Source organism: Streptomyces coerulescens (genome assembly GCF_042657965.1).
In the GTDB taxonomy this organism is placed as follows: Bacteria; Actinomycetota; Actinomycetes; order Streptomycetales; family Streptomycetaceae; genus Streptomyces; species Streptomyces coerulescens.
The window spans coordinates 222,681-236,697 of sequence record NZ_JBHSKM010000005.1 but is presented as its reverse complement, the minus strand read 5'-3'; the positions used below and the strand labels follow the sequence as shown (position 1 = coordinate 236,697).

Annotated in this window: 12 protein-coding genes; 7 read left to right on the top strand and 5 right to left on the bottom strand. The window is 71.5% G+C overall.

All coding sequences use genetic code 11. The annotated features are described in order from the left end of the window. Positions 1-5: 5 nt before the first annotated feature. Complete coding sequence (locus ACFPQ9_RS11305; protein ID WP_380850672.1) at positions 6-1,199, bottom strand: cytochrome P450; 1,194 nt, start codon at positions 1,197-1,199, stop codon at positions 6-8. Then, positions 1,189-1,947: a cyclodityrosine synthase gene (locus ACFPQ9_RS11300; RefSeq protein ID WP_380850669.1), complete on the bottom strand. Its 759-nt coding sequence runs from the start codon at positions 1,945-1,947 to the stop codon at positions 1,189-1,191. Before ACFPQ9_RS11300 ends, ACFPQ9_RS11305 begins: the two co-directional genes overlap by 11 nt. Positions 1,948-2,224: 277 nt before the next feature. On the opposite strand from ACFPQ9_RS11300, the gene ACFPQ9_RS11295 reads away from it, so the two are divergent. From ACFPQ9_RS11295 to ACFPQ9_RS11280, 4 genes are all read left to right on the top strand, one after another. Continuing rightward, complete coding sequence (locus tag ACFPQ9_RS11295) at positions 2,225-3,502, top strand: aspartate kinase (RefSeq protein WP_380850666.1); 1,278 nt, start codon at positions 2,225-2,227, stop codon at positions 3,500-3,502. A 61-nt stretch (positions 3,503-3,563) separates the two neighbouring features. After that, the gene (locus ACFPQ9_RS11290; protein WP_380850663.1) at positions 3,564-4,619 is read left to right on the top strand and encodes an aspartate-semialdehyde dehydrogenase; all 1,056 of its coding nucleotides are present in this window, start codon (positions 3,564-3,566) and stop codon (positions 4,617-4,619) included. 399 nt (positions 4,620-5,018) lie between these two features. Next, the gene (locus ACFPQ9_RS11285) at positions 5,019-5,702 is read left to right on the top strand and encodes a SigE family RNA polymerase sigma factor (protein ID WP_380850660.1); all 684 of its coding nucleotides are present in this window, start codon (positions 5,019-5,021) and stop codon (positions 5,700-5,702) included. Continuing rightward, on the top strand, positions 5,699-6,835 hold the full coding sequence (locus tag ACFPQ9_RS11280; protein ID WP_380850657.1) for a hypothetical protein: 1,137 nt from the start codon (positions 5,699-5,701) through the stop codon (positions 6,833-6,835). The genes ACFPQ9_RS11285 and ACFPQ9_RS11280 overlap by 4 nt, the downstream gene beginning before the upstream one ends. Before the next feature lie 31 nt (positions 6,836-6,866). Here the strand turns inward: ACFPQ9_RS11280 and ACFPQ9_RS11275 are convergent, their stop codons facing one another. Further along, a complete protein-coding gene (locus ACFPQ9_RS11275) occupies positions 6,867-7,658 on the bottom strand; it encodes an SURF1 family protein (RefSeq protein WP_380850654.1) in 792 nt (263 codons plus the stop codon). A 44-nt stretch (positions 7,659-7,702) separates the two neighbouring features. Beyond that, entirely contained in the window at positions 7,703-8,101 is a 399-nt protein-coding gene (locus ACFPQ9_RS11270) for a nuclear transport factor 2 family protein (RefSeq protein ID WP_380850651.1), read from the bottom strand. 132 nt (positions 8,102-8,233) lie between these two features. Here ACFPQ9_RS11270 and ACFPQ9_RS11265 point away from each other — a divergent pair, with 132 nt between their 5' ends. Then, entirely contained in the window at positions 8,234-10,072 is a 1,839-nt protein-coding gene (locus ACFPQ9_RS11265) for a S9 family peptidase (protein WP_380850648.1), read from the top strand. 65 nt (positions 10,073-10,137) lie between these two features. Here the strand turns inward: ACFPQ9_RS11265 and ACFPQ9_RS11260 are convergent, their stop codons facing one another. Next, on the bottom strand, positions 10,138-12,057 hold the full coding sequence (locus ACFPQ9_RS11260) for an NAD-binding protein (RefSeq protein WP_380850645.1): 1,920 nt from the start codon (positions 12,055-12,057) through the stop codon (positions 10,138-10,140). A gap of 180 nt (positions 12,058-12,237) precedes the next feature. On the opposite strand from ACFPQ9_RS11260, the gene ACFPQ9_RS11255 reads away from it, so the two are divergent. Further along, complete coding sequence (locus ACFPQ9_RS11255) at positions 12,238-13,230, top strand: permease (RefSeq protein ID WP_380850642.1); 993 nt, start codon at positions 12,238-12,240, stop codon at positions 13,228-13,230. Continuing rightward, on the top strand, positions 13,227-13,994 hold the full coding sequence (locus tag ACFPQ9_RS11250; protein ID WP_380851032.1) for a TIGR03943 family putative permease subunit: 768 nt from the start codon (positions 13,227-13,229) through the stop codon (positions 13,992-13,994). Before ACFPQ9_RS11255 ends, ACFPQ9_RS11250 begins: the two co-directional genes overlap by 4 nt. Positions 13,995-14,017: the final 23 nt, after the last annotated feature.

Sequence of the window (14,017 nt, the reverse complement as noted above, 5' to 3'; positions counted from 1 at the left end):
AGCGGCTACCACATGACGGGCAGCCGCTCCGGGATCCGCTTCATGAAGCCGGTGCGCCACACCAGTTGCTCGATCGGCACCGCGAGACGCAGTCCTGGCATCCGCTCCAGCAGGGCCCGAAGGGCGATCTCGGCGTGCTTGCGGCCGAGTGCGGTGGCGGGGCAGTAGTGGCGGCCGCCGCCGAAGGAGAGATGCGCGGTGGCGTTCTCCCGGCCCAGGTCGACCCGGTGGGGGTCGGGGAAGGCGGCCGGGTCGAAGTTCGCGCCCTCGACGAGGACCAGGACCAGCTCGCCCGCCTTCACGTCCACGTCGCCCAGCGTCACGTCCTCGGCCGCCAGCCGCGGCAGGCCGTCGCCGATGGACAGGTTGATCCGCAGGAGTTCGTCCACGGCCGCGGGGATCTTCCCGGGGTCCGCGACCAACTCGGCCTGGAGATCGGGGTGTTGGATCAGCGACACCAGCGCCATGGTCAGGAAACCCGAGGTGGAGATGACCCCGGCACCGAACATCGTCACGCCGACCGTCGCGAGCATCTCGTCGGTGAGATGGCCGTACTCGGGGTCGGTGCGCAGGGCGGCGAGCTCGGCCATCAGGCCCGTCGTCGCCGGGTCGTCCAGCCGCTCGGTCATGAAGGCGATGTCCCGGTCCCAGTTGAGCCGGGCACCCGCGACCGGGCAGGCCGAGTTCATGAACGCGATGTCCAGGCTCCGCATCAGCCGGGGCGCGTCCGCGGGCGGGATGCCGAGGATGCGGCAGTGCATGCCCGCCGAGTACGGATCGGCGAAGCCGCCGCGCAGGTCGGCCGGAGCGCCCTCGCGCATCAGCCCGTCGAGGAGTTCACCGGCACAGGACCGCATCCACTCTGCCAGACCGGGGCTCTTGGGGTTCAGCGCCTTCAGTACGGCCTTGCGCAGTCCGGCGCCGGTGATGTTCCCCATGTTGTTGACGACCTCGGGCGGGATCGTCAGCGCGTACTGGCGGGGCACACCGGGCGCGGAGGTGTCCTTCAGGCTGAACCGTGGGTCTTCGAGGACCTGCTTGCACAGGTCGTACGACGACACCAGCCAGGCCTCGTCCCCGGCGATGGTACGCACCCGGCGCACGGGCCGCTTCGCGCGCAACTCCTCGACCTCAGCCGGGAGTTGGTCGCCGCGCCAGGAGAACGGGAAGTCGAGGGGGGTTTCAGTTTCAGTGAGCATCGGTGTTCCCCTCGGCGGGCGTGACGATGGCGTGCCCCTGGTTGCGGGAGGCGCGCAGTCCGGCGCCCCGGGAATAGAGCAGCTCGGCCATCGGCAGCAGCTGGTGGTAGCAGTTGAGGGAGGAGGGAACGCCGAGGATGGCGGGGGTGTCCAGGAAGAGGGGCGCCTCGGCGCAGACGTAGGAGAGGCAGACCTCGCGCTGGGCGGCGGTCGCCCGCTCGGCCCGGCCGGTCAGGAAGGAGTCGACGAGTTTCTCGCAGGTCGTGCGGAACTCGTCGTCGGTGGCGAGGCGGGCCCGGAGCCGGTCGTGGATCTCACGGTAGGCCGCGTTGCCGTGGAAGTCGGACATGGCGTGGGCGTGCAGGCGGCTGCCGGCCGGGTCCGCCGCCCGGACGGCGCCCAGCACCTTCGCCCGCACCCCGCGCAGGTTCTTCACCGCCTTGCGGCGGGCGTCGTCGGGTGGATAGCCGGAGGCCGCGTACATCTCCGCCACGTACAGGTCCGTGTAGACGAAGTCCACGCGTTCGAACCTGGCGAGGCCCCAGCGGGCCAGGTCGTGGACCCGGTCGGCGGAGAAGTAGCTGTTGCCGGGGGAGACGCCGATGACGGCGTGGTCGCCGGCGGCACGGATGACCTCGCAGTGCGGGGTGAAGGGCCGGATCTCGAAGAGGGCCCCGGCCGCGGAATCCGTATCGGCGGCTTCGGCCGGTGTGACGTGCTGGATCTCGGAAGCGGTCGCAGTCGTCAAAGGAGGAGGATCCTTCGCGTCGCAAGTCCCGATGGGGCCTTGTGCCCCTGGTGTAGCGACGACGACGCGAAGTTAGCGGGCGACTACGGAGAGCGTCAATGGCCCTCTTGCGGCTCGCGCCACCGGCGAGTGACCTGCCCCACTTTCCGGAGTGCGGCGCTCCCCACCGGGCAGACACGACCCCGAGCGTCCGAATCTCACCATCTGGGAACCCCAAGGTCGAATTCGGACGCTCGGTAAACTGAGCCGACACACACGGACTGAGCGAGGAGCGCACGTGGGCCTTGTCGTGCAGAAGTACGGAGGCTCCTCCGTAGCCGATGCCGAGGGCATCAAGCGCGTCGCCAAGCGGATCGTGGAAGCCAAGAAGAACGGCCACCAGGTGGTCGCCGTGGTTTCCGCGATGGGCGACACGACGGACGAGCTGATCGATCTCGCCGAGCAGGTATCCCCGATCCCTGCCGGGCGCGAGCTCGACATGCTGCTGACCGCGGGAGAGCGGATCTCCATGGCCCTGCTGGCCATGGCGATCAAAAACCTGGGCCACTCGGCCCAGTCGTTCACCGGCAGCCAGGCAGGTGTCATCACCGACTCGGTCCACAACAAAGCCCGGATCATCGACGTCACACCGGGCCGGATCCGTGACTCGCTGGACGACGGCAACATCGCCATCGTCGCCGGGTTCCAGGGCGTGAGCCAGGACTCCAAGGACATCACCACGCTGGGCCGCGGCGGTTCCGACACCACCGCCGTCGCGCTGGCCGCCGCCCTCGACGCCGAGGTCTGCGAGATCTACACCGACGTCGACGGCGTGTTCACCGCCGACCCGCGCGTGGTCAAGAAGGCGAAGAAGATCGACTGGATCGCCTTCGAGGACATGCTGGAGCTGGCCGCGTCCGGCTCGAAGGTGCTGCTCCACCGGTGTGTGGAGTACGCCCGTCGTTACAACATCCCGATCCATGTCCGGTCCAGCTTCAGCGGGCTGCAGGGCACCTGGGTCAGCAGCGAGCCGATCGAGCAAGGGGACAAGCAGGTGGAGCAGGCCATCATCTCCGGTGTCGCGCACGACACCTCCGAGGCCAAGGTCACGGTCGTCGGTGTGCCGGACAAGCCGGGCGAGGCCGCCGCGATCTTCCGCGCGATCTCCGACGCCGAGATCAACATCGACATGATCGTGCAGAACGTGTCCGCCGCCTCCACCGGCCTGACGGACATCTCCTTCACGCTGCCGAAGTCCGAGGGCCGCAAGGCCATCGACGCCCTGGAGAAGAGCAAGGCCGGCATCGGCTTCGACTCCCTGCGCTACGACGACCAGATCGGCAAGATCTCCCTGGTCGGCGCCGGTATGAAGACCAACCCGGGTGTGACGGCGGACTTCTTCAAGGCGCTGTCCGACGCGGGCGTGAACATCGAGCTGATCTCCACCTCCGAGATCCGTATCTCGGTCGTCACCCGCGCCGACGACGTCAACGAGGCCGTCCGCGCCGTGCACTCCGCCTTCGGCCTGGACTCCGACAGCGACGAGGCTGTCGTGTACGGAGGCACCGGGCGATGACCAGGCCCCGCCATCACTTTGCCGTCGTCCGCCCAGACGCCGCGCTGCAGGCGGAAATGTGATGGCGGGGCCTGGACCGACGCTGGCGGTCGTTGGCGCGACCGGAGCCGTCGGCTCCGTCATGCTCCAGATCCTGTCCCAGCGCGCGGACATCTGGGGTGAGATCCGTCTGATCGCCTCGCCGCGCTCGGCCGGCCGCAAGCTGGCCGTGCGTGGCGAGGAGGTCGAGGTGGTGGCGCTCACCGAGGAGGCCTTCGCCGGGGTCGACGTCGCGATGTTCGACGTCCCCGACGAGGTGGCCGCCCGCTGGGCGCCGATCGCCGCCGCCGCGGGTGCGGTGGTGGTCGACAACTCGGGCGCCTTCCGGATGGACCCGGAGGTGCCCCTCGTCGTGCCCGAGGTCAACTCGCACGTGGTGCGCAGGCGCCCGCGCGGAATCGTGGCCAACCCCAACTGCACGACCCTGTCGATGATCGTGGCCCTGGGCGCGCTGCACGCCGAGTTCGGGCTGCGCTCCCTGGTGGTGTCCTCCTACCAGGCGGTGAGCGGGGCCGGGCGCGCCGGTGTCGACACCCTGCGCCAGCAGCTGTCCCTGGTCGCCGGCACGGACCTGGGGACCAGCCCCGGTGACGTACGGCGGGCCATCGGCGAGAACACCGGGCCGTTCCCGGAGCCGGTCGCGCTGAACGTCGTGCCGTGGGCCGGGTCGCTGCGTGAGGACGGCTGGTCGTCGGAGGAGATGAAGGTGCGGGACGAGTCCCGCAAGATCCTCGGCCTGCCGAAACTTCCGGTCGCGGTGACCTGTGTGCGGGTGCCGGTGCTGACCGGGCACTCGCTGACCGTGCACGCCCGCTTCGAGGGCGAGGTCACCGTCGCCAAGGCGCGCGAGATCCTGGCCACCACGCCCGGGGTCGTGCTGTACGACGACCCGGGCGCCGGTGAGTTCCCGACGCCCGCCGATGTCGTGGGCACGGACCCGACCTGGGTCGGCCGGGTGCGGCGGGCGCTGGACGATCCCACGGCGCTCGAACTCTTCGTCTGCGGAGACAATCTGCGCAAGGGCGCGGCCCTCAACACCGCCCAGATCGCCGAGCTCGTGGCGGCGGAGTTTGCGTGAGCGGGCCGGTGCCGCGGGAAATCCCCTGGCCTGCGACGGATTCGTTTGTAGGATCTGTGTGAAGAATGTGAGCTGAACGATGGTCCGGACCACTTGAACCGGGCCGGGTCGGCATCCGAAGATTTTCCTCCCCGCTTCTGCAACCGCTTGCAGGGCGGGGAGCGTCTTTGCGGTCGCCCTTGTGGGCGTGGAGACGCGTTTTTTCTGGCGTGGGGACGCCATGAGCAGGGCGTGGGGACGCCCGTTCATATGGGACATAAAGGAAGAGCGGGTAGGCATGTGGGCGTTTGACGCACGGTCAGCTGTGCTGCCTGGCGCGAGAGGGCCGGCTGCGAGGACTGGCGCAAAAGTGACGTCCGGCACGTACAACCCTCACGGGGGGACGCGTGTCCAACAGGCGTGGCAGAGGTACTCGACTTCAGCGCGGCGACCCGCGGTACGGCCCTACGGCCGCCCCGCCGGCCCGTCCGACCCCGCATGCCCGGTGCGCCCGGCGGCATGCCGGTGATCGCGCCCATGCCCGCAGCGCGGCCCACCCGCATTCCGAGTCAGCGTGACGGTGCCGAGCACGCCGAGAACACCACGGCGGCCGGCACCACCGTCGATCACCTCACCGAGACCTACCGGGCGCACTACCGCTCCCTGCTGGGTCTCGCGGCCCTCCTCCTCGACGACACCGCCTCCTGCGAGGACGTCGTCCAGGAGGCGTTCATCCGGGTCCACTCCGCACGCAGGCGGGTACGGGATCCGGAAAAGACACTGGCGTATCTGCGCCAGACCGTCGTGAATCTCTCCCGCTCCGCCCTGCGCCGCCGCATACTCGGCCTGAAGCTGCTGTCCAAGCCGATGCCCGACATGGCGAGCGCGGAGGAGGGGGCCTACGACCAGCTCGAACGGGACTCCCTCATCAAGGCGATGAAGGGCCTTCAGCGCCGCCAGCGCGAGGTGCTCGTCCTGCGCTACTTCGCGGACATGACCGAGGCGCAGGTCGCCGAGACGCTCGGCATCTCGCTGGGCTCGGTGAAGGCGTACGGCTCGCGCGGCATCGCGGCGCTGCGGGTCGCCATGGAGGCACCGGCATGAGCGGGGACCAGGACGAGCGGCGGGAGCCGGCCCGACGGCCGGACAAGGAACAGCCGAAGCAATCGCACGCTGGGAACGGAACTGTGAACCACGGCCCCGACGACCAGGGCCCCACCGGGCTCGACTCGGACGAGCTGGTACTGCGCCGCTTGCTGCACGACGCGGTCCAGGAGATGGAGCCGCGCGACGGCACCCTGGACCATCTGCGCCGGGCGGTGCCCGCACGCCGGGCGCGCAAGCGTCAGGCGCTGGTCGGCATGGCCGCCGCGGCCCTCTTCGTCGGCACCGCCGTCCCGGCACTGGTGCATGTGTCCAACTCCACCGGCACCGACGTCAACTCGTCCAACGCCGGTCATGGCGAGCAGGCCCAGGGCGGGTCCGGTCAGGGCAAGGAGACCGAGGGCGGCCAGAGCACCTCGGGCGGCTCCTCCGGCAAGACCGAGGACAAGGGCAAGAACAGCGACAAGGAAGAGGACAAGGACACCGGCACGGGCCCGGGCAGCGGCTCCGGAAGCCCCGACGACCCCGAGGCCACCACCGCGGCCGGCATCGCGGCATGCACGGTCGACCAGCTCGGCACGTCCGGCGGGACCGCCGACGCCCCCGACGCGGCCAACGCGGTCTACGGCACCTTCCGCTTCAGCAACGTCTCCTCGGCCGAGTGCATGGTGAGCAGCCCCGGCACCGTGGGCGTGCTGGCGTCGGGCGCGGCCGACCAGACGAAGATCACCCCGATCCGGCACACCGCCGGGGACGCGGCGGCCGGGCTGCCCGACCCGTCCCAGGAGCTCACCTCGCTGGTCCTCAAGCCGGGCGAGTCGTACGCGGTGAAGTTCGCCTGGATCCCCTCGGAGACCTGTCCCACCACGGGCGACAACACCGGCGGCGGCACGGGCGGCGGCGAGCCCTCGCCCGACCCGACGCCGACCGACACCACCAGCGGCGCCACCGAGGGCACCTCCACCGGCGGCGACACGGGGACCTCCACCCAGCTGCTGACCGAGGACACCACCCTCGACGGCAGCGTCACGATCTCCAACACGACGGAGGCGGGCGGCGCGACGGCCACGGTGGTCGTGTCCAACGCCTGCGCGGGGACCGTCTACTGGACGGGAGTGCTGGCGGGGGCGTGACCACGCCGCCGCACGGCCAAAACGCTTCCGATCACACGCCGGACGGGCTGGAGACGCGCTCCTCGTCCGGCGTCAGCCCCAGCTCCGCGTCCCGCACGGACTCCACCTCGCGGCGCAGCAGCCGGAACCACATGAAGACCACGAAGCCGGCGAAGACGAACCACTCGCCGGTGTAGCCGAGGTTCTGGAACGCCTTCAGGTCCAGGCCCGTGTCGGCGGTGGCGGCCGCCGGGACCGCCTTCATACCGGGGTCGGCCTTGGTGAGGGTGATCCAGGCGTCGTAGACGTCGTACGGCACCAGGTTGACCAGCGACGCCGCGCTGATCGCCCCCGTCTGGCCGGATGGCAGGCCGCCCTGCGCGGGCACGCCGTTCTCCCCGGGCTGCTCGGAGGCCTGGAGCGCTCCGGTGACCGTGACCTCGCCCTTGGGCGCGGCGGGCGCGGCGGCGCGGTCGGCGGCGCCCGGCAGCCAGCCCCGCACGACCGGCAGGGCCCTGCCGTCGTCGGTGCGCAGCAGCGTCAGGACGTAGTAGCCCCGCTTGCCGTCCAGTTCCCGGCCCGGCACGAGCAGCTGCTCGGCGTACCGGCCCTCGACGGTGGCCTGCCGGCCCGCGGTCGCCTTGTCCACCGGCAGCAGGTCGGCGAGCGGCCGGGCGACCTCCCGCTTGTTCTCCGCGGCCTGCTCACCGGTGGTGCGATGGTCCTCGACGCGTGCCTCGAACCGGCCGAGCTGCCACGACCCCATGAACACGCAGAACGGGATGGCGAGCAGCACGAAGACGTTGATCCCCCACCAACGGGGCGTCAGCAGAAACCGGTACACGCCATCAAAGGTACGGGGCTGCCGCGCAGGGCCCGCCCGCGGGGTCAGTACCGCTCGGTGAGGTGGTCGCGGCCGGCCGGGGGCTCGTACGGCTCCGGCCAGAAGTCGGTTATGGAGGTGATCCGGCCGGTGCCGGTGTCCGTGCCGGAGGGGGTGTCTGTGCCCGTGAAGAACGAGATGCCGTACATCTCCTCCAGGCCGACCGTGAAGTGGAGCCACGTCACGACCTGCCCCGGCTCGGCGACGATCCGCTCCACGCGCAGATGCCAGTCCCCCGGATACTCCCGGTTGAACTGCACATACCGCTCTCTGCCGCTGATCTGCTCGCGCGTCTGCGGCAGCGTGTACACCACGTCCTCGGCCAGCGTCCCGGCGAACGCGTCCCAGTCCCGGGCCTCGGCGGCGGCCCAGAACCTCTCGACTGTCTTGCGCAGATCGGTCATGCCCAGAAGTCTGCACCCCGGCACTGACAGTCGGCCGTGCCCGTGGGAGCGGTGGGGCGTGCGGGCGGGAAGTTATCCACAGGCTGGGGACCTCGCCAGCGGATTGTCCGCCGGGCCAGGCACTATGGGGCCATGACTGAGAGCCACGGGTCCGATTCGCCCGATCACCAGATGCAGGACAAGGACATGCCGGACTGGGAGAAGCGCTTCCGGGCACCCCGGGTGTCGCTGCCCGACTGGGCGGAGGACGCACCGGACCGCTCCTTGTTCGTGTCGAACGCCACCGGGACGTACGAGCTGTACGCCTGGGACCGGGCGACGGGCGAGCAGCGTCAGGTGACGGACCGGCCGAACGGCACGACGGACGGCGTGCTCTGCCCGGACGGCACCTGGATCTGGTGGTTCGACGACAAGGACGGCGACGAGTTCGGCGTCTGGCGCCGCCAGCGGTTCGCCGGCGGTGAGGACGAGCTCGCGGCGCCGGGCCTGGACCCGTCGTACCCGGCGGGCCTCGCCCTCGGCCGGGACGGGCGGACGGCGATCGTGGGCCGCTCGACGGACGAGGACGGCACGACGATCCACCTGGTCCGTGCGGGCGACCCCCCGGCGGAGATCTACCGCCACCGCGAGTCCGCGGGCGTCGGCGACCTCTCGCACGACGGCACCCTGATCGCCGTCGAGCACACCGAGCACGGCGACGCCATGCACTCGGCCCTGCGCGTCCTGCGCCCCGACGGCACGGCGGTCGCCGAACTCGACGACACCAGGGGCGGCACCGAGGAGCTGGGCCTGGAGGTCCTGGGCTTCGCCCCGGTGGACGGGGACACGCGGCTGCTCATCGGGCATCAGCGGCGGGGCCGCTGGGAGCCGCTGGTGTGGGACGTGGCGACGGGGGAGGAGACCGACCTCGCTCTCGATCTGCCGGGTGATGTGAGCGCGGAGTGGTATCCCGACGGCACCGGGCTGCTGATCGTGCACAGCTTCGAGGCCCGCAGCGAGCTGTTCCGGTACGACCTGGCCCGCCGTACCGCGGAGCGGATCCCGACCCCGGCGGGCTCGGTGTCCGGTGCGACGGCCCGGCCGGACGGCAGCGTGGAGTACCTGTGGTCGTCGGCGGCCGAGCCGTCGGCGGTGCGCTCGACGACGGGGCAGGTCGTGCTGGACCCGCCCGGCATGAAGTCCCCGGGCTCGGTCGCGGTCGAGGACGTGTGGGTGGAGGGCCCGGGCGGCCGTATCCACGCCCTCGTCCAGCGTCCGGCGGGCGTCGAGGGCCCGCTCCCCACCGTGTTCGACATCCACGGCGGCCCGACCTGGCACGACAGCGACGCCTTCGCGGCGGGCCCGGCGGCCTGGGTGGACCACGGCTATGCGGTGGTCCGTGTGAACTACCGCGGCTCGACCGGCTACGGCCGCGCCTGGACGGACGCCCTGAAGCACCGGGTCGGTCTGATCGAGCTGGAGGACATCGCGGCGGTCCGTGAGTGGGCGGTCTCCTCCGGCCTGGCCGACCCGTCCCGTCTGATCCTCACCGGCGGCTCCTGGGGCGGCTACCTCACCCTCCTCGGCCTCGGCACGCAGCCGGACGCATGGACGGTGGGCATCGCGGCGGTCCCCGTCGCCGACTACGTCACCGCGTACCACGACGAGATGGAGGCCCTGAAGGCCATGGACCGCACCCTCCTGGGCGGCACCCCGGAGGAGGTCCCGGAGCGCTACGACGCGTCGTCCCCGCTGACCTACGTCGACGCCGTCAGGGCCCCGGTCTACATCTCGGCGGGCGTGAACGACCCCCGCTGCCCGATCCGCCAGATCGACAACTATGTGAAGCGGCTGGAGGCCCGTGGCGCCGTGCATGAGGTGTACCGGTACGACGCGGGCCACGGCTCGCTGGTGGTGGACGAGCGGATCAAGCAGGTCGGACTGGAACTGGACTTCGCGGAGCGCCACCTGAGAGGCGAGCAGCGTCCCTGACGGTCACCTGGACGACGGGGTGGCGCGGGAAGCGGACAGGGAGCGGGCACGCAAAACCCCTCGGCCTAGGCTCCCGCCCGCTCCCGGGACCGTCTGCCCAGCAGGTCCGCCAGTCCCTGGCGGGTGGCGGCCAGGACGACCCGGTCCTCCTTCTGGAGGACGTAGCTGTCGGGCAGGTCCCACACCCACCCCGTCGCCCCGTCACCGGCGCGGGGGTCCTCGTAGGACTCCTCCGCCGCCGGTTCGTCCCGGCGCTCGTCCGGTGGTGTCCGGTCCAGGGCCAGCACCCGCCAGGCCCCCGGCCGGAAGGCCTGCCCGACGGTCCGGTCCTCCAGCTGGGGATGCCCGCCCACGTCCACCGCGGCGAACAGCAGCACCCGCCGCTCGACGGGAATGGCCCCCAGGATCTGCCGCCCCATCATCGCCCCGGCGAATGCCGGCGCGGCCAGATGGGTCACACTCCGGCTGCGGGTGGACGCGTACGGGTGCGCGGCACGCAGGGTGCGGTAGACGGCGGTGGCGAAGTCGTCGTCGTACAGGCGCAGCACCACCCGCAGGTCGGGGCGCACGGAGCGGGCGTACAGCGCGGCCTCCAGGTTCGTGGTGTCCGCGCTGGTCACCGCGAGAAGGGCGTGCGACCGATGGATCTTCGCGGCCTCCAGGACGCCTTCCTGGGTGACGTCCCCGAGCACCACCGGCACCCGCAGCCGCCGGGCCGTGGCGAGGCCGCGCGCGTCGGGGTCGGCCTCGACGCAGACCACGGGGATGTTCAGTTCGCGCAGCCGGGTCAGCACCCGGGTGCCGATCTTGCCGAGGCCGAGGAGGACCACGTGTCCGCCGAGGCCGCGGGGCGGCTTGCGCAGGCCGGACGCGGTGCGGAAGGTGCCGAGGGCCTCCAGCACCGCCGCCAGCAGTACCGGCAGCAGCAACAGACCGATCAGCCCCGACATCAGCTGGAGGATCTGGCGGGCCAGGGACTGGTGGAGGGCGGGTTCGTTGATGGCGAAGAGGTCGAGGAGGGTCATGTACGTCGCGTACAGCGGGTGTTCCCCGGTCACCACCGTCAGCGCCACGGCCAGCCCCGCCACACAGCCCACCAGACCGGCCAGCGACCACCGCAGCCGCCGGGAGAACAGCGAGCCGAACGACGGCACGAGGCCTCGCCCGCCGCGGTTCGCAGGCATCGAGGTTCCCGCGTACGACACCTGCTCCAGGACGACCCTGCCCCGGTTGCCGGCCTCCTGCACGGTCGTCTCGTCCGGCAGCAGCAGCGGTGCCTGTCCGCCGCTCTCCGAACCGTCGCCCGCGCCCGGTTCATGGCCGTTCACCGACAGCAGGGCCAGGGTGATCAGCCCGGCGGGGGGCCGCTGCCCCGGGCGCAGGGGCGGGCGTTCGACCGCGCGCAGCAACAGACCGTCGGTCTGGACGACCTTGGTGGTGCCGGCGACCGCGGCGGCGGCCAGCGCGGGGGCGGCGGTGTCGGCGTCGGACAGGACGGTGGTGGAGGCGTCGAGTCCGGCGTCGCCGGCGCCCGTCGCCAACGTGGCGGCCTGGTCCAGGAGTTCCTCGATGTGCTGGCCCAACCGGCGGTTGTACAGCCGCAGGACGAGCCGGAGACGGGGGTTGAGACGTCTGGCGGTGAGGGCGGCGCGGATATTGGTTTCGTCGTCGTCATAGACGAGGGCGAGCGCGTCCGCGCGTTCCACGCCCGCGTCGGCGAGCACGGCCTCCGTCGCCTCGGCGGCCTCCACCACCCGTACGCTGCCGGGCGGTTCGCCGGCGCCGGCCGCGCCGCCCGCACGGCCCACGGCCGCGTTCACCACTCGGTCAAGGAGCGCCGCCGATGCCGCACGGGCCCGGCCGACGACCGGTGGCCGTACCGTGCGTTCGGAGGGTGGCACGACGAGCGTGACCTGTTCGCCGTACACCCCACGCAACTCGGCGGCCAGCCGGTGCGCGAGCCCGTCGTCGCCGCACACGACCATGTGCGCGGCCGTGTCACTGCCTAAGCCCTGATTCGGAACGCTCCCCACGAGGGAAAAGACTGCCTCAAGGTGACGTGTGGTTCCAGAAGCCATCTCTGCGCATCTGAACGCCCGCGCCCGTCCGGCCGTACTGGAGGGGAGGGAAATTCAGCGTCCCGCACCACCGGAGGTACGTCGCCCGTGGCGATCACCAAGCCCGCCCCGCAACGGGTCGAACCAGAGGGGCGGCACCTCAACTCCCCCCTCCTTCTCACCATCGTCCTGCTCGTGCTGGTGCTGCTGCAGAGCCCGATCCGCCGTGCGTTGGCCGCGCCGGTCATGCAGAGCTGGACCACGGTGTTCGTCGCGGTGATGGTGCAGGCGCTGCCCTTCCTGGTCCTGGGTGTGCTGCTCTCGGCGGCCATCGCGGTGTTCGTGCCGCCGTCCTTCTTCGCCCGCGCCCTGCCGTCCCGGCCCGCCTTCGCGGTCCCCGTCGCGGGAGCGGCGGGGGCGGTGCTGCCGGGCTGTGAGTGCGCGTCGGTGCCGGTGGCCGGGGCGCTGGTACGGCGGGGTGTCACCCCGGCGGCGGCGCTGACGTTCCTGCTGTCCGCGCCTGCGATCAACCCGATCGTGCTGACGGCGACGGCGGTGGCGTTCCCCGGCAACCCGGAGATGGTCCTCGCCCGCCTGCTCGCGAGTCTGCTGGTGGCCTGCGCGATGGGCTGGCTGTGGCTGCGTCTGGGCCGCACGGACTGGCTGCGGCCGCCGTCCCGTCCGTCCCATGACGGCGACAGCAAGGGCGAGGCTTTCTGGGGCTCGGTCCGGCACGACGTGATGCACGCGGGCGGCTTCCTGGTGGTCGGCGCGATGGCGGCGGCGACCCTCAAGGCGGTGGCCCCGGAGAGCTGGCTGCGCGCGGCGGCCGACAACCCCGTGCTCGCCGTGCTCGCCCTGGCGGTCCTCGCCGTGGTGCTGTCGATCTGCTCGGAGGCGGACGCGTTCGTGGCGGCGTCGCTGTCGCAGTTCTCGCTCACGGCCCGCCTCACCTTCCTCGTGGTGGGCCCGATGATCGACCTCAAGCTCTTCGCGATGCAGGCGGGCACGTTCGGCCGCTCCTTCGCCGTGCGGTTCGCCCCGGCCACGTTCGCGCTGGCCGTGGTGGTGTCGGTGTTGACCGGATGGGTGATGCTGTGAACCGCCAGGCCCAAGCCGCCGTCCTGTTCCTGCTGGGCGCGTCCCTGCTGCACGCCGCCACCACCGACCTCTATCTGCGCTACGTCAAACAGGGCCTGCGCCCACTGGTGCTGCTCTCGGGCGCGGTACTGATCGCGGCGGCGGTGGCGACGGCCTGGTACGAGCGCAAGCGGGCACGAAGCCGGAAGCGGGCCGAAGCCGCACACTCACACACGGAACACCCGGCCACGGAACGCCCGGACGCCGGCCACTCCCACCCCGAACCCCGCATCTCCTGGCTCCTCGTCCTCCCCCTTCTCGCCCTCATCCTGGTCGCCCCGCCCGCCCTCGGCTCCTACAGCGCCACCCGCACCGGCACGGCCCTCCAGGAACCACTCGCCTACCCCGACCTCCCGGCGGCCGACCCCCTGCCCCTCAATGTCGTCGACTACGCGGGCCGCGCCGTCTACGACCACGGCCGCACCCTCCACGACCGCCGGATCCAGCTCACCGGCTTCCTCGCCCTGGACCGCGACGGCACCCCCTACCTCGTCCGCATGGCCCTCAACTGCTGTGCCGCCGACGCCCAGCCGGTCAAGATCGCCCTCACCGGCCAGGTCCCGCCGGTCCTCCAGCCGGACACCTGGCTCCGGGTCACCGGCACCTACACCCCGCGCCGCGCCAAGGACCCGGTCAACGGCGGCCCGATCCCGTTCATCGAGGTCACGGAGGCGAAGCCGGTGGCAGAGCCGACGGATCCGTACGACGAGAGCTGGAACGGCTGACGCGCGCCCTGTCCTACGGCTCC

Excerpts from the sequence above, each read along its gene's own strand:
- ACFPQ9_RS11305 (WP_380850672.1), bottom strand. The coding sequence starts at position 1,199 with ATGCTCACTGAAACTGAAACCCCCCTCGACTTCCCGTTCTCCTGGCGC.
- ACFPQ9_RS11290 (WP_380850663.1), top strand. The coding sequence starts at position 3,564 with ATGGCGGGGCCTGGACCGACGCTGGCGGTCGTTGGCGCGACCGGAGCC.
- ACFPQ9_RS11280 (WP_380850657.1), top strand. The coding sequence starts at position 5,699 with ATGAGCGGGGACCAGGACGAGCGGCGGGAGCCGGCCCGACGGCCGGAC.
- ACFPQ9_RS11270 (WP_380850651.1), bottom strand. The coding sequence starts at position 8,101 with ATGACCGATCTGCGCAAGACAGTCGAGAGGTTCTGGGCCGCCGCCGAG.
- ACFPQ9_RS11265 (WP_380850648.1), top strand. The coding sequence starts at position 8,234 with ATGACTGAGAGCCACGGGTCCGATTCGCCCGATCACCAGATGCAGGAC.
- ACFPQ9_RS11260 (WP_380850645.1), bottom strand. The coding sequence starts at position 12,057 with ATGGTCGTGTGCGGCGACGACGGGCTCGCGCACCGGCTGGCCGCCGAG.